The sequence below is a fragment of the Streptomyces sp. NPDC057877 genome, from assembly GCF_042796855.1.
Taxonomy (GTDB): Bacteria; Actinomycetota; Actinomycetes; order Streptomycetales; family Streptomycetaceae; genus Streptomyces.
In genome coordinates, this window is the sequence record NZ_JBHVMS010000006.1 from 479416 (window position 1) to 493588 (window position 14173).

The following is a 14173-nucleotide window of genomic DNA, read 5'->3' on the forward strand; positions in this document are numbered from 1 at the left end:
AGATCCCCCCGAATCTTCAACTCCCCCGGACGCGGCGGGCCATCAGGTCCACCGCGTGACTGTGGAGAGGTTAGGGGGGAACTGTGAAGGGCGGAAGCTGTTCCGATAAATTACGTGTTTCGGAGCGGGGTATCGGTAACCGGCACCTACCCGAACTCACGCCCAAATGCGGCAGTCAGAGCCGTCTGACCGGTTTCTCTCAGCGGGTCAGCGTGGCCCTCAGCCGCTCCGGATCGGTCGTCGGGGCGTCACAGGTGAAGTTGCGGCAGACATAGGCGGTCGGTGCACCGCCGCTGAGCGGACGGTCGGCGAGCAGCGGGAACTCGTCGCTGCCGACGGCGCCGTAGGCGACCACCGCGCCGGGCGCGGTGCCGAGCAGCGCCGTGCGGTGCAGGGCGCGGGCGGCCGGGTCGTCCAGCGCCGGTCCTACGACGGCGACCTCGCGCGGACCGTCGAGGCGGGCCTCGGCGGCGGCCAGCCCCCAGCCGATGAACCTCGGCACCCGCGGCCCGAGCGCCTTCACCACGCCGAGCGCCCGTTCGGCGGCGGTGCGGTGGGGTTCGGAACCGGTCTGGGCGGCGTACCCGAGCAGCGCGCCCGCGGCGGCGGTCCAGCCGGACGGGGCGGCGTTGTCGGTGGGGTCCTGCGGGCGCCGGATCAGCCGCTCGGCGTCGGCCGCCGTGTCGTACAGCGCGCCCGACTCCTCGTCGGTGAAGCGGACCAGCACATGGTCGAGCAGGAACCCGGCGAACTCCAGCCAGACCCCCTCCCCGGTCACCGACGCCAGCGCGAGGAAGCCCTCGGCCACGTCCGCGTAGTCCTCCAGGACGCCCGCGTTGGTCCCGGCGCGGCCGTCCTTGCTGGTGCGGGTGAGCCGGGCCTGGTCGTCCAGGTGCAGCCGGACCAGCAGATCGGCGGCGGCGACGGCGGCCTCCACCAGGTCGGGCCGGTCGAAGTAGGCGCCGGTCTCCGCGAGCGCGGCGATGGCGAGGCCGTTCCAGGCGGCCACGACCTTGTCGTCCCGGCCGGGGGCGGGCCGCCCGGCCCGCGCCTCGAACAGCCGCCGCCTGATGGCGTCGATCCGCTCGGCGTCGACGACGCCCTCCCGCTGCGGGAGCCGCAGTACGGACGCGCCCTCCTCGAAGGTGCCCTCCTCCGTCACGCCGAAGTGCCGCGCGGCCAGTTCGGCGTCCCGCTCGCCGAGCACCTCACGCAGCTGCGCGGGCGTCCAGACGTAGTACGCGCCCTCCACGTGCCGGCCGGTGCCGCCCTCCCGTCGCCCACCACCGCCCTGCTGCGGACGCGCTTCGCGCGGCACCTCCTGTTCGCTGTCGGCGTCCAGCGCGGAGGCGAACCCGCCCTGCTCGGTGCGGAGTTCGCGGACCATGAAGTCGGCGGTCTCCAGGGCGACCCGGCGGGCCAGCTCGGAGCCGGTGGAGCGCCACAGATGGGCGTAGACGCGGCACAGCAGCGCGTTGTCGTAGAGCATCTTCTCGAAGTGCGGCACGGTCCAGTCGCGGTCCACCGAGTAGCGCGCGAAGCCGCCGCCGAGCTGGTCGTAGAGGCCGCCGCGGGCCATGCGCTCACAGGTGTCCGCCGCCATCTGGAGCGCGCCCTCGGAACCGGTACGGGCGTGGTGGCGCAGCAGGAACTCGATCACCATCGACGGCGGGAACTTCGGCGCCCCACCGAACCCGCCGCGCTGTGGGTCGTACTCCCGCGTGAGCCCGAGCAGCGCGCCCGCCAACTCCTCCTCCCCGGGCACCTCGGTGCCGCCGAACGACACCTCCCGCCCCGCGAGATCCCGCACGATCTTGCCCGCCACGTCCGCGACCTCCTCGCGGCGCTCCGTCCACGCGTGCCGGACCCCTTCCAGCACCTGCCGGAAGGACGGCATCCCGCCGCGCGGGGCAGGCGGGAAGTACGTCCCGAAGTAGAACGGCTCGGCATCCGGCGTGAGAAACACCGTCATCGGCCACCCGCCCTGCCCCGTGGCCGCCTGCACCGCCTCCATGTAGACCGCGTCGACGTCCGGCCGCTCCTCGCGGTCGACCTTGACGCTGACGAAGTGGGCGTTCATGACGTCGGCGGTGGCCCGGTCCTCGAAGGACTCGTGGGCCATGACATGGCACCAGTGACAGCTGGAGTAGCCGACGCTCAGCAGCACCGGGACGTCCCGCCGCCGCGCCTCCTCGAAGGCCTCCCGCGACCAGGGCCACCAGTCGACCGGGTTGTCGGCGTGCTGGAGCAGGTACGGGGAGGTCTCTTGCGCGAGTCGGTTCGGCATGGGGTCCATCCTGCCCCAGTACCCGGCAAGACGCCGGACAGCACGCAGCAGGGTGATCCGGCCCCCTCCCCATGTCGGCCCGTCCGCAGCACACTTGATGACCAAGGACAGCGATCCGCGGAGGGGGACATGACATGCGGGACGCTCACCGTGCGGAGGCCGAGCGGTTGCTGCGGCGGGCCGTGGAGGAAGAGGTACGGCGCTCGGGCGGCCGTATCGACGGGCAGGTGCTGCTGACCCGGGCGCGCGGCGCCCTGGACGCGATGGCCGAGACCGCCGCGGAGGAGTACGGCGCCTACACCCACGCCCTCGACGAGTCCGAGGCCGGACGGCTCACCTTCGGGCAGCGGTACGCCCGTGAGGGCGCCGGGACGCCGCTGCTGGTGGCGGGCGTGGCGGGGCTCGCGGCGGTGGTCGCCGACCTGGCCCTGGGCACCGGCGCCGGGACCGCCCTCGGCGCGGGCGTGACCGTCGGGGTCGTCGGCGCCGCGGCGACCGTGGTGAAGGTGGCCGGGGTGCACCTGCCCGCCGCCCACCACCGCGCCGGTGCGGTCGGGCAGCCGGGCGGGCCCGAGCAGTTGCGGCTGCAGTGGCTGACCGCGCTCGAGGTGCGCGGCATCCGGCCGTTCCTGGACCAGCAGCGGGTGCTGGCCGCGTCCACCGGGCCGGTCGGCAAGCAGCCGGGGCCCAAGCTGCGCGGCGCGGACAAGAGCGCGAAGGCCCGCGGGCGCACCGTACTGGAGCAGTCGTTCACCCAACTACCGGAGCCGGTGGGCCCGTTCGCGGGGCGGCGGGCCGAGCTGGCGCGGATCCGGCAGTGGGTGCAGGCCGCCCGCGCGAGCACCCGGACCCGGCCGACGGTGGTGGTCCTGCACGGGGCGCCCGGCAGCGGCCGTACGACGCTGGCGGTGCGGGCCGCGCACGATCTGCGGGACCAGTTCCGGGGTGCCTGCGTGGTGGATCTGCGCGGCGACAGCCCCCAGGACCCGCCGCTGCCCACCCGGGACGCCCTGCTGCATCTGCTGAACCGGCTCGGCGCCTCCCGCGAGCAACTGCTGTTCCGGGAGCGCTCCTCCCCCGACCAGCAGATCAGGCGGCTGAGCGAGCTGTACCACCAGCATCTGACCGGGGTGCCCGTCACCGTCGTCCTCGACGACGCCCACGACCCCGAGCAGATCCGCGCCCTGATCCCCGAGCGCTCCGACAGCCTGGTCCTGGTCACCGCCCGCGAGCCCCTGGAACTCCCCGCCGACCTGCCCGCCTGGGTGCACCAGCTGCCGGTGGGGACGCTGGACGCGGCGGGCGCGGAGGAACTGCTGGGCGCCGCGGCACAGGACCCCTCGGGGCCCTACGACGCCGAGTCCGCCGAGGACGTCCGGAAGCTGTGCGGCGGGCTGCCGCTCGCGCTGCGCGTCGCCGGGTCCTCGCTCGGGCCGCGCTCACCCCGGCAGCTCGCCACCGACCTCGGGGCCTACGGGCCCGTGCAGCCGGTCGAGCGGGCGCTGTGGCTGCGCTACACCGACCAGTCCGACGCCGCCCGGCGGCTGCTGCGGCGCCTGGCGCTCGCCGGTCGCGCCTCGCTCGGCGCCGCGGCGGCGGCCTCCCTCATCGCCACCGACGAGGCCGAGGCGACCCGGCACCTCGTCGCGCTCTCCCGCGCGGGGCTCATCGACCGCGTCCGCGGCGACCGCTACCGCCTGCACGACCTCGTCCGCGTCTTCGCCCACGCCCGCCTCCTCGACGAGGAGGAGCCCGCCGAGCGCACCGCCGCGCAGGAACGGCTGATCGTCAACTACGCCGACCTGGCCGACTCCGTACTGCGACTGGTCGACGGCAACATGTCCACCCGCTCCGACCGCTTCGGCCCGCACGGCTTCACGTCCCTCGACGAGGCGCTGCGCTGGCTCGACGACGAGTCCAGCTTCATCACCGCCACCCTGCGGCACGCCGAGGGCGTCGACCAGGGCGCGGTGCTGAACCTGCTGGGCGCGCTGTGCGACTACTGCCTGCTGCGCGGCGACCTCTACCGGCTCGGCGAGATCAGCGAGCTGGCCCAGGCCGTCGACCAGGGGCTGCTGATCCGGTCGGTGCAGTGGCGCACCGGTATCGCCGCCCGCCAGCTCGGCGAACTCGACACCGCCCGTACGACGCTGACCTCCGTCGTCGACCTGTACCGCGAGGCCCACCACGACGCGGGCGCCGCGCGTGCCCTGTGCTCGCTCGGGATCACCCTGCACCACCAGGGCAACCTCACCGAGGCCGCCGCCAAGCTCCGCGAGGCCCTGGACCTCCAGGCCTCTCCCGACCTGGCCACCGACCGGGCCTGGACCATGCACGCGCTGGCCGCCGTCGAACGCGACCGCGCCCATCTCGCCGAGGCCCTCGACCTGCTCACCCGCTCCCTGGAGCTGCACCGCGCGGGCGAGTCCCTGCACGGCCAGGCCTGGGCCCACTTCCAGCTCGGCCAGCTCTGCCTGCGCCTCGGCGACGTGCCCCGCGCGGAGTCCGAGCTGCGCTCCGCCCTGGAGCGCTACGGCCGCACCCGCGACGCCCGCGGCGAGGCCTGGGCCCTGACCCAGCTGGCCCGGGCCCGACTGGTCGCCGGGGACGCCGGGGACGCGGTGACGGAACTGCGCCGCGCCGCCGCCCGGCACCGCGACAACGAGGACGCCCGGGGCGAGGCGTGGACCCTGTACTACCTGGGTCAGGCGCTGGAGGAAGCGGGCGACCTGGACCAGGCGGTCCGTGACCTGGAACGCTCCCGCACGATGTTCTCCCGGATGCGCGACGTCTACGGCCTGGCCTGCGCCCGGCACCACTCGGCCCGCGCCACCCGCGACCAGCGCGCCGCCCAGACCGGTTCCCTGCGCAACTCCGGCTTCGCCCGTCAGCTCCTCGTCGACGCCCGTGCCGACTTCCAGCGCATCGGCGTCGCCCACGGCGAGGCCTGGACCTGCCTGGAACTGGCCGTCGTCGACGCGGGCAACGCCCGCACCCAGCAGGCGCTCGCCCTGTGCGACGAGGCCGCCGGACTGTTCGCCTCCTACGGCGACCGCCGCGGCGAGGACTGGGCGCGCTTCCTGCGCTGCACCCTGCTGCCGTACGCCGCCCCCGGCGGCATCGACGTCGGCACGGCGGTGGCCCAGGAGGAACTGGCCCAGCTGTCCCGCGCCACCCACCCGGCACGGGACGAGAAGCTCGACGACTACGTCGCCGCGTACGAACTCCTGCTGGAGCGCGGCGTCACCCTCGAGACCGGCTGGCAGGCCTGGCGCCTCGGCATGACGCCGAACCGCCACGCCCGCGAGGTGATGGGGGTGGCGGTACCGGCCACGCCGTGAGCGTCAGCCCTTGTGGGCCTGGGGGGCCTCGGAGTCGGCCGCCGCGGCGTCCGGGTCCGGGGCCTCCTTGAAGTCGACCCGGCCCATGTGCCGGTTCATCGACTTCATCAGGGCCCACACGGCCAGGGCCATCACCGCGAACACGATGAAGCCGAGGACGCCGGGCGTCACCTTGTCCTCGTCGAGTTCCTTGGCGAGGGTCACGACGTGCGTCATTGCCAGGCTTGCGCTTGCGCTCATATCAGGCATTGTCGCGGATGCCCGCGAAGAGGTCGTCCTCGGGGAGGGAGGTCTCCACGAGCGACTTCGCCAGCTCGTACTCCTCGGTCGGCCAGATCTCCTTCTGCAGCTCCATCGGCACCCGGAACCAACCGCCGTCCGGATCGATCTGCGTACGGTGCGCGATCAGCGCCTTGTCGCGGATCTCGAAGAAGTCGGCGCAGGGAACATACGTGGTCAGCGTGCGCTCGGCCCGCTGGAACTCGTCCCAGCGCTTGAGCCACTCCCCGTACGGCGACTCCAGGCCCCGGTCGAGCATCGCCTGGTGCAGCGCCTCGGTGCGGGGGCGGTTGAAGCCCTGGTTGTAGTAGACCTTCATCGGCTGGTAGGCGGGGCCGTACTCGGCCTCCGGGTACTTCTCGGTGTCCGCCGCACCCTCGAACGCCACCATCGTGATCTTGTGGGTCATGATGTGGTCGGGGTGCGGGTAACCGCCGTTCTCGTCATAGGTGGTGATCACCTGGGGCCGGAAGGAACGGATCTTCCGCACCAGTTCCCCAGCCGCGTGGTCGACGTCCTCCAGGGCGAAGCACCCCTCCGGCAGCGGCGGCAGCGGATCGCCCTCGGGCAGCCCCGAGTCGACGAAGCCGAGCCACTCCTGCTGGACGCCGAGGATCTCCCTCGCCTCGTCCATCTCCTTCTTGCGTACCTCGTGGATGTGCTCCTCGATGTACGCGTCTCCCTGGAGCCTGGGGTTGAGGATGGAGCCACGCTCCCCACCCGTGCAGGTCACGACCAGCACGTCCACCCCCTCGGACACGTACTTCGCCATGGTGGCCGCGCCCTTGCTCGACTCGTCGTCGGGGTGGGCGTGCACGGCCATCAGTCGCAACTGCTCAGTCAAGACTCAATCCTCAAGTCGGTAGGCGCCCTGTGTGCGGCGGCGCAATCGGCGGCTTCTATAGTGACCGAATCGGTGGGCGAATAATTCCGCCCCCAGGACGACCAGGACGGCCAGGACGGCCAGGACGGCCTGGGGACGACCGGAGGGACAACGATCATGAGCACGGCGAGCACGCGCCTGCCCGAGGGCCGCTACGGCCGCTCCTCGGACGAGCGCGCCAACCGCACGCTCAAGGTCGTCGGCGCCGTCCTGGGAGCCCTGCTCATCGCCGTGATCGGCTACTTCGCCTATCACTACATCGGTGGAAACAAGATCAGCGGTCAGGTGATCAGCTTCGATCCCTCGGACGACGCGGTGAAGGTCCGCCTCCAGGTCGAGAAGGACGCCGGTGCCTCCGGCTACTGCACCGTGCGCTCCCAGGCCGCGGACGGCGCCGAGGTGGGCCGGGCCGACTTCCGCTTCGCCGGGGACGCCACCACCGTCACCAAGGTGGTCACGCTCCGCACGACGGCACCGGGGTCGACGGCCGAGCTGCTGGGCTGTCACACCGACTGAAGATCAACGCCGGGGTCCCGTCAGGTGTTCACCTGAGCGTCACCCGGGCACGATCCGCGTCACCCGGATTACGTAGGCACTGACCTGCGTTGACCTGACTTTAGTGACTTATGTCCTCCCCCTTCCGCCACTGAATTGTTAGGCTCGTGGTTTCGCCCACTCCTGAAGGAACATTCTTCTGGGTAGGGCGATGCTTTGTATTCCCAGTACCGACGAGGAGCACCCTGTGACCCAGACCAGCGAGAACGTCACCTGGCTGACCCAGGAGGCGTACAACAAGCTCAGGGACGAGCTTGAGTACCTTACTGGTCCTGCGCGCACGGAGATCGCCGCCAAGATCGCGGCCGCGCGCGAGGAGGGCGACCTGCGCGAGAACGGCGGGTACCACGCGGCCAAGGAGGAGCAGGGCAAGCAGGAGCTCCGTGTGCGCCAGCTGACCCAGCTCCTCGAGAACGCCAAGGTGGGCGAGGCCCCGGCCTCGGCCGACGGTGCGGTCGCGCCCGGCATGGTCGTGACGATCGCCTTCGACGGTGACGAGGACGACACGCTGACCTTCCTGCTCGCCTCCCGCGAGTACGCCAGCGGCGACATCGAGACCTACTCCCCGCAGTCCCCGCTCGGCACCGGCGTCATCGGCCACAAGGTCGGCGAGGACGCGCAGTACGAGCTGCCGAACGGCAAGAAGGCCTCGGTGCGCATCCTGAAGGCGGAGCCGTACAGCGGCTGACCAGGCCGTACCGCGCCTGACCGGCCGATCCCGCAGGACCTTGGCACGCCCCCGGTGTCGCAGTACCACCGGGGGCGTTGCCATGCCCGCCCGCGGAAGCGGGGCCGCGAAGGCCTTCTCAGGTGGCTGCCGAGCGGTACTTGCGGACCGCCAGCGTCCGGAAGAGGGCGATGATCACTATCGAGTAGATCAGCGACGCCCACACCGGGTGCTGCATGGGCCAGGCGTCCGACTGGCTCACCCCCGGGTTGCCGAACAGCTCACGGCACGCCTGCACGGTGGCGCTGAACGGGTTCCAGTCGGCGACATGGCGCAGCCACGGCGTCATCTGGCTGGAGTCCACGAACGCGTTGGACACGAAGGTCACCGGGAAGAGCCAGATCAGCCCGCCCGAGGTGGCCGCCTCGGGAGTGCGCACGGAGAGGCCGATCAGCGCGCCGACCCAGGTGAAGGCGTAGCCGAGCAGAAGCAGCAGCCCGAAGGCGGCGAGCACCTCGCCCACGCTGGTGTGGGTCCGCCAGCCGACCAGCACCGCGACGAGTGCCAGCACCAGCACGGTGAGCGCGGTCTGCACCAGGTCGGCCAGCGTCCGCCCGGTCAGCACCGCCCCCCGGGCCATGGGCAGCGAGCGGAAGCGGTCGATGAGCCCCTTGTGCATGTCGTCGGCGATCCCCGCGCCCGCGCCCGCGGTGGCGAAGGTGACGGTCTGCGCGAAGATGCCCGCCATCAGGAACTCGCGGTAGACGCCCGGGTCGGTGGTGCCGCCGATGTTCATGGAACCACCGAAGACATAGCTGAACAGCACCACGAACATGATCGGCTGGATGAGCCCGAAGATGATCATTTCGGGAATCCGGGACATCCGGATCAGGTTCCGCTTGGCGACCACCAGCGAGTCGCGCACGGACTGGGTGACCGGGTTGGACGGCGCGGCGATCCGCACGCTGTCGGTGACGGCACTCACCTGACGGCCTCCTTCTCGTTCTCTTCTTCCTTGGCCTCGGCCACATGTCCCGTCAGCGACAGGAAGACGTCGTCGAGGGTGGGCCGCCGCAGGCCGATGTCGTCGATCTCGATGCCCCGGGTGTCCAGCTCGCGGATGACCTCGGCGAGCAGCTTGGCGCCGCCGACGACGGGCACGGTGAGCTTGCGGGTGTGCTCCTCGACGGCGGCCTCGCCCTTGCCGAAGCCGCGCAGCACCTCGGCGGCGGTATCGATGTGCTCGCGCTCGTGCACCACGACCTCCACCCGCTCGCCGCCGGTGCGGGCCTTGAGCTGGTCGGAGGTGCCGCGGGCGATCACCTTGCCGTGGTCGACGACCGCGATCTCGTGCGCGAGGTGGTCGGCCTCCTCCAGGTACTGGGTGGTCAGCAGCAGGGTCGTACCCCCGGAGACCAGCTGCTTGATGACCTCCCACAACTGCTGGCGGTTGCGCGGGTCCAGGCCGGTCGTCGGCTCGTCCATGAACATCACCGGGGGCGAGACGACCAGCGCGGCGGCCAGGTCGAGGCGGCGGCGCATGCCTCCGGAGTAGGTCTTCGCGGGCCGGTCGGCGGCGTCCGCGAGGTTGAACTGGTCCAGCAGCTCACCGGCGCGGACCTTCGCGTCCTTGGCCCGCATCTGGTACAGCTGCCCGACCATCTGGAGGTTCTCCCGGCCGGTCAGGTACTCGTCGACCGCGGCGAACTGGCCGGACAGGCCGATGGAGCGCCGCACCTCGTTCGGATGCTTGAGCACGTCTATCCCCGCGACCACCGCGCGGCCGCTGTCGGGGCGCAGCAGCGTGGTCAGGCAGCGGACCGTGGTGGTCTTGCCCGCGCCGTTCGGCCCGAGCAGGCCGAGGACCGTGCCCTCGGGGACGTCGAGGTCGACGCCGTCCAGAGCCCTTACGTCGCCGAAGGTCTTGACCAGACCTTCGGCATAGATGGCGCCTGGCATATGAGTCTCCACCTCATTGGGGTTCTTCGTGGGATTGCTGAGCGGTAGGTGCGGGCCCTGCGGGCGCTCGGGCCCTGCGGACACTCACCATAACGCGATGTATCGCGTCTCACAATGCGAATCATTCGAACGGGTGAGGGAACGAAGATCGATCCCGGCGGGTCAGCCGATGACCAGGTATCCCGCGTCGCGCAGGGCGTCACCGACCTCGGCGCAGTGGGCCGGTCCCTTCGTCTCCAGGTGCAGTTCGACCTCCGCCTCCGTGAGCCCGAGCCGTGGATCGGTCCGGACGTGGCTCACATCGAGGACGTTAGCGTCGACCACTGACAACACCCCCAGCATTTTTGCGAGGGCGCCCGGCCGGTCGGTCAGCCGCAGCCGAACGGCCAGGTAGCGGCCCTGCGCCGCCATGCCGTGCCGCAGCACCCGCTGCATCAGCACCGGATCCACGTTCCCGCCGGACAGCACCGCGACCACCGGGCCCTCGAACGCCCCCGGCTCGCTCAGCAGCGCCGCGACCGGGCTCGCCCCGGCGGGCTCCACCACCAGCTTCGCCCGCTCCAGACAGAGCAGCAGCGCGGTGGACAGCTCGTCCTCGGTGACCGTGCGGACCTCGTCCACCAGTTCGCCGATGATCCCGAACGGCACATCGCCCGGCCGCCCGACCTTGATGCCGTCGGCCATCGTCGCCGGGTTCTCGATCGCCACCGGCCGCCCCGCGGCCAGCGACGGCGGATAGGCCGCCGCGCCCCGCGCCTGCACCCCGACGATCCGCACGTCCGGCCGCAGCGCCTTCACCGCGACCGCGATCCCGGCCGCGAGACCGCCGCCGCCGATCCCCACCAGGATCGTGCGCACCTCCGGGCACTGCTCCAGGATCTCCAGGCCGACCGTGCCCTGGCCCGCGATGACGTCCGGGTGGTCGAAGGGGTGGATGAACACCGCGCCGGTCTCGGCGGCGTACTCCTGCGCGGCGGCCAGCGTCTCGTCGACCACCTGGCCGTGCAGGCGCACCTCGGCGCCGTACTCCCGGGTGGCGCTGATCTTCGGCAGCGGGGCGCCCCTCGGCATGAACACCGTCGACCGCACCCCGAGCAGCGCGGACGCCAGCGCGACGCCCTGCGCGTGGTTGCCCGCGCTCGCCGCGACCACCCCGGCGGCCCGCTCCTCCGGCAGCAGCCCGGCGATCCGGACGTACGCGCCGCGCAGCTTGAACGATCCGGTGCGCTGGAGGTTCTCGCACTTGAAGTGCACCGGGGCGCCCACCAGCTGGGTCAGGTGCCTGCTGCCCTCCATCGCGGTCACCCGCGCCACCCCGGTGAGCATCTTCTGGGCACCGCGCACGTCGTCGAGGGTGACCGGCGGCACGGGGGTGGACTTGCGGTGGTTCATGCCTCAAGTCTCGCAGTTCACACACGCCCACGGCCGCTGTGACCAACCTCCGAGACTGGTTTGCGCAGCCCCGGTACGGGCCGCCTTCCGTCCGCGTAACCTGTCCCCCAACCCAGCACCCAGTAAATGAAGTGAGCCCCCCGCCATGCCCACAACACCTGAAATGTCGATGGACATGACGACCGTCGGAGACACCGGTCTGCTCGACACGCTCCAGCACGAGGTGGCGGTGTTCGCCCGGCGTGCCGAGCAGACCCGGCTCGGCGGCGTCGGACAGGTGCGCAACTCCATGGACCGCGCCGCGTACCTGCTGCTCAACCGGCTCGACAAAGAGGGCCCCATGGGCGTCAAGGCGCTCGCCGCGAGCATGGGCATCGACTCCTCGACGGTCACCCGGCAGGTGGCTCCCCTCGTCGACACCGGCCTGGTCAAGCGCACCTCGCACCCCGAGGACGGGCGCGCGGTGGTCCTCCAGCTGTCCCCGCGCGGGCACTCCCGGCTGGAGGAAGTGCGCTCCTCGCGACGTCAGTTGATGGCCGAGCTGACCCACGACTGGGCGCCGGAGGAGCGCGAGGCGTTCTGCACGCTCCTCACCCGCTTCAATCGCTCCCTCTCCGCCCGTATGGCCGCCCAGGGCGTGCCGGTCGCGGAGCAGTCGCCCACGTCCTGAACCGCCCGCCGATACGGAGGGCAGACCTCCGCAGGCCGGTGGTGCGCGGCTCTTGACCGAAAGGGCACCCCTGGCCTCATATGAGAGCCGGGTCCTGGTCTCGTACGCGGGTGGGCGTGCCCTCAGCGGGTTGGCATGCCCTCATACGACCACCGGGGTCCGCTTCCTCAAGGACGCCTTCAGGCGGGAGGCGCGGTGCGAGAAGGGCGAGCGTCCCGAGGGACCCGCCGGGACGACGAGTTCGCGGCGTTCGTCGCGGGTGCGGCGGGCCGGCTGCTGCATGCCGCCACCCTGCTCACCGCGGAGTCCCCGGACGCCAACCCGCGCGCGCGGCGCTTGCTGACCCTGGCCCTCGCGCACACCTACGCCCGCTGGGACGGGCTGCGCGGCGAGGACCCGTACAACCACACCCGCAGCTATCTGGCCACCCGGTTCGCACACGCGGCCTGGCACCACTACGGCGCCCTCGGCCGGGCCCGTCCCCACCCGCGCAGTGCGCTGGCCCATCTGTCGCCGCAGGAGCGCCTGGTCGTCGTCCTCAGGTTGTACGAGGCGATCGCGGAGAAACAGACGGCGGCCCTGCTCGGCCTGCCCGTCGAACGCGTCCGCACCCTGTGCGACCGGGCGACGGCGCTGCTGCTGCACCCGCCCCGGGACCCGGCACCCGCGGTGGTGGCCGGGGCGAAGGTGGCGGCGTCATGAGCCGCGCCGACCGCGAGGCGGCCGCCCGCCGGGTCATGGACCGTACGCCACCGAAGGTGCCGCCCGACCTGTGCCCCGACGCCGTACGCCGCGGCACCCGCATCCTGCACCGGCGGCGGGCCGTGCGGCGGCTGCTGTGGCTGCTGCTGTGCGTGGCGGCGCTGGCGTTCGCCGTGTGGGCGCTGGCCGCCGAGCCCTGGGTGGAGCCGCCGTCGGAGACGACTCCACCACTGACCGACTGGTGACCTCCCGGCGCCCCTAGCCGAGCGCCTGCTGCAGGTCCGCCAGCAGGTCGTCGGCGTTCTCGATGCCCACCGAGAGGCGTACGAGGTCGGCGGGGACCTCCAGGGCGGAGCCCGCCACGGACGCGTGGGTCATGCGCCCGGGGTGCTCGATCAGCGACTCGACGCCGCCCAGCGACTCGCCGAGCGTGAACACCTTCGCCCGGTCGCAGACCGCGACGGCCGCCTCCTCGCCGCCCTCGACGCGGAAGGAGACCATGCCGCCGTAGGACCGCATCTGCTTGGCGGCGACCTCGTGGCCGGGGTGGTCCGGCAGCCCGGGGTAGAGCACCTGCGTCACGCGCGCGTGCCGGGTGAGCATGTCGGCGACCTTGGCGGCGTTCTCGCTGTGCCGGTCCATGCGCACCGGAAGCGTCTTGATGCCGCGCAGTACCAGCCAGGAGTCGAAGGGCCCGGCGACCGCGCCCATCGCGTTCTGGTGGAACGCCAGCTCCTCGCCGAGCCCCTCGTCGCCGACGATCAGCGCGCCGCCCACGACGTCGGAGTGACCGCCCATGTACTTGGTGAGCGAGTGCACGACGACGTCCGCGCCGAGCGACAGCGGCTGCTGGAGGTAGGGCGTGGCGAAGGTGTTGTCGACGACCAGGCGGGCGCCCGCGTCCCGGCTGACCTGCGCGACCGCGGCGATGTCGGTGATGCCGAGCAGCGGGTTGGAGGGGGTCTCCACCCACACCGCCTTGGTCTTCGGGGTGATCGCGGCCCGTACGGCGGCGGGGTCGGAGGTGTCGGCGACCGACCACTCCACGCCCCAGCGGGCGACGACCTTGGCGAAGAGGCGGAACGTCCCGCCGTACGCGTCATTGGGGATGACCACGTGGTCACCGGGGCTGAGCAGCGTACGCAACAGGCAGTCCTCGGCCGCCAGTCCGGACGCGAACGCGAGGCCGCGGCGGCCACCCTCCACGGCGGCGAGGTTCTCCTCCAGCGCGGTCCTGGTCGGGTTGGCGCTGCGGCTGTACTCGTAGCCGCCGCGCAGACCGCCGACGCCGTCCTGCTTGTAGGTCGAGACCTGGTAGATCGGCGGGACGACGGCGCCGGTCAGGGGATCGGCGGTGTTGCCCGCGTGGATCGCGAGGGTCTCGAAATGCTGACTGATGTGCCTGTCACTCATGGGCACCGAGCGTAATGCGCGCGGG

At 72.0% G+C, this 14173-nt stretch carries 13 protein-coding genes; 6 read left to right on the top strand and 7 right to left on the bottom strand.

The features are described 5' to 3' along the window. Positions 1-199: 199 nt before the first annotated feature. The gene (locus ACFVQG_RS20710; protein WP_383385040.1) at positions 200-2287 is read right to left on the bottom strand and encodes a thioredoxin domain-containing protein; all 2088 of its coding nucleotides are present in this window, start codon (positions 2285-2287) and stop codon (positions 200-202) included. 134 nt (positions 2288-2421) lie between these two features. Here ACFVQG_RS20710 and ACFVQG_RS20715 point away from each other — a divergent pair, with 134 nt between their 5' ends. Then, the gene (locus ACFVQG_RS20715; protein ID WP_383385043.1) at positions 2422-5628 is read left to right on the top strand and encodes a tetratricopeptide repeat protein; all 3207 of its coding nucleotides are present in this window, start codon (positions 2422-2424) and stop codon (positions 5626-5628) included. A gap of 3 nt (positions 5629-5631) precedes the next feature. Here ACFVQG_RS20715 and ACFVQG_RS20720 read toward each other — a convergent pair whose 3' ends face one another. Together ACFVQG_RS20720 and mca are read right to left on the bottom strand one after the other, a co-directional pair. Further along, positions 5632-5877: a hypothetical protein gene (locus tag ACFVQG_RS20720; RefSeq protein ID WP_383385046.1), complete on the bottom strand. Its 246-nt coding sequence runs from the start codon at positions 5875-5877 to the stop codon at positions 5632-5634. Beyond that, on the bottom strand, positions 5870-6751 hold the full coding sequence (gene mca, locus ACFVQG_RS20725) for a mycothiol conjugate amidase Mca (RefSeq protein WP_383385049.1): 882 nt from the start codon (positions 6749-6751) through the stop codon (positions 5870-5872). The genes ACFVQG_RS20720 and mca overlap by 8 nt, the downstream gene beginning before the upstream one ends. A 156-nt stretch (positions 6752-6907) precedes the next feature. Here mca and ACFVQG_RS20730 point away from each other — a divergent pair, with 156 nt between their 5' ends. Next, positions 6908-7306, top strand: a complete 399-nt coding sequence (locus ACFVQG_RS20730) for a DUF4307 domain-containing protein (RefSeq protein WP_383385051.1) — start codon at positions 6908-6910, stop codon at positions 7304-7306. Positions 7307-7532: 226 nt separating this feature from the next. Beyond that, on the top strand, positions 7533-8033 hold the full coding sequence (gene greA, locus ACFVQG_RS20735) for a transcription elongation factor GreA (protein ID WP_383385054.1): 501 nt from the start codon (positions 7533-7535) through the stop codon (positions 8031-8033). A gap of 118 nt (positions 8034-8151) precedes the next feature. Here the strand turns inward: greA and ACFVQG_RS20740 are convergent, their stop codons facing one another. The 3 genes from ACFVQG_RS20740 to ilvA all read right to left on the bottom strand — a co-directional run bounded on the left by ACFVQG_RS20740 (position 8152) and on the right by ilvA (position 11363). Beyond that, a complete protein-coding gene (locus ACFVQG_RS20740) occupies positions 8152-8997 on the bottom strand; it encodes an ABC transporter permease (RefSeq protein WP_383385060.1) in 846 nt (281 codons plus the stop codon). Continuing rightward, positions 8994-9971 carry an ATP-binding cassette domain-containing protein gene (locus ACFVQG_RS20745; protein WP_383385067.1) on the bottom strand — a complete coding sequence of 326 codons (978 nt, stop codon included), beginning with the start codon at positions 9969-9971 and terminating at the stop codon, positions 8994-8996. The genes ACFVQG_RS20740 and ACFVQG_RS20745 overlap by 4 nt, the downstream gene beginning before the upstream one ends. A gap of 162 nt (positions 9972-10133) precedes the next feature. Further along, positions 10134-11363, bottom strand: coding sequence for a threonine ammonia-lyase (gene ilvA / locus ACFVQG_RS20750; RefSeq protein WP_383385070.1), 1230 nt, complete (start codon positions 11361-11363; stop codon positions 10134-10136). Between the two features lie 163 nt (positions 11364-11526). Between ilvA and ACFVQG_RS20755 the strand changes: the two genes are divergently transcribed. The 3 genes from ACFVQG_RS20755 to ACFVQG_RS20765 all read left to right on the top strand — a co-directional run bounded on the left by ACFVQG_RS20755 (position 11527) and on the right by ACFVQG_RS20765 (position 12980). Then, positions 11527-12033: a MarR family winged helix-turn-helix transcriptional regulator gene (locus ACFVQG_RS20755; protein WP_383385073.1), complete on the top strand. Its 507-nt coding sequence runs from the start codon at positions 11527-11529 to the stop codon at positions 12031-12033. A 195-nt stretch (positions 12034-12228) separates the two neighbouring features. Then, on the top strand, positions 12229-12735 hold the full coding sequence (locus tag ACFVQG_RS20760; protein ID WP_383385076.1) for a sigma factor-like helix-turn-helix DNA-binding protein: 507 nt from the start codon (positions 12229-12231) through the stop codon (positions 12733-12735). After that, entirely contained in the window at positions 12732-12980 is a 249-nt protein-coding gene (locus tag ACFVQG_RS20765) for a hypothetical protein (protein ID WP_383385079.1), read from the top strand. Before ACFVQG_RS20760 ends, ACFVQG_RS20765 begins: the two co-directional genes overlap by 4 nt. 13 nt (positions 12981-12993) lie before the next feature. Here ACFVQG_RS20765 and ACFVQG_RS20770 read toward each other — a convergent pair whose 3' ends face one another. Next, a complete protein-coding gene (locus ACFVQG_RS20770; protein ID WP_383385082.1) occupies positions 12994-14148 on the bottom strand; it encodes a cystathionine gamma-synthase in 1155 nt (384 codons plus the stop codon). Between the last annotated feature and the right edge of the window lie 25 nt (positions 14149-14173).

Excerpts from the sequence above, each read along its gene's own strand:
- ilvA (WP_383385070.1), bottom strand. The coding sequence starts at position 11,363 with ATGAACCACCGCAAGTCCACCCCCGTGCCGCCGGTCACCCTCGACGAC.
- ACFVQG_RS20710 (WP_383385040.1), bottom strand. The coding sequence starts at position 2,287 with ATGCCGAACCGACTCGCGCAAGAGACCTCCCCGTACCTGCTCCAGCAC.
- ACFVQG_RS20770 (WP_383385082.1), bottom strand. The coding sequence starts at position 14,148 with ATGAGTGACAGGCACATCAGTCAGCATTTCGAGACCCTCGCGATCCAC.
- ACFVQG_RS20745 (WP_383385067.1), bottom strand. The coding sequence starts at position 9,971 with ATGCCAGGCGCCATCTATGCCGAAGGTCTGGTCAAGACCTTCGGCGAC.
- ACFVQG_RS20730 (WP_383385051.1), top strand. The coding sequence starts at position 6,908 with ATGAGCACGGCGAGCACGCGCCTGCCCGAGGGCCGCTACGGCCGCTCC.
- ACFVQG_RS20755 (WP_383385073.1), top strand. The coding sequence starts at position 11,527 with ATGTCGATGGACATGACGACCGTCGGAGACACCGGTCTGCTCGACACG.
- ACFVQG_RS20765 (WP_383385079.1), top strand. The coding sequence starts at position 12,732 with ATGAGCCGCGCCGACCGCGAGGCGGCCGCCCGCCGGGTCATGGACCGT.
- ACFVQG_RS20720 (WP_383385046.1), bottom strand. The coding sequence starts at position 5,877 with ATGCCTGATATGAGCGCAAGCGCAAGCCTGGCAATGACGCACGTCGTG.
- ACFVQG_RS20715 (WP_383385043.1), top strand. The coding sequence starts at position 2,422 with ATGCGGGACGCTCACCGTGCGGAGGCCGAGCGGTTGCTGCGGCGGGCC.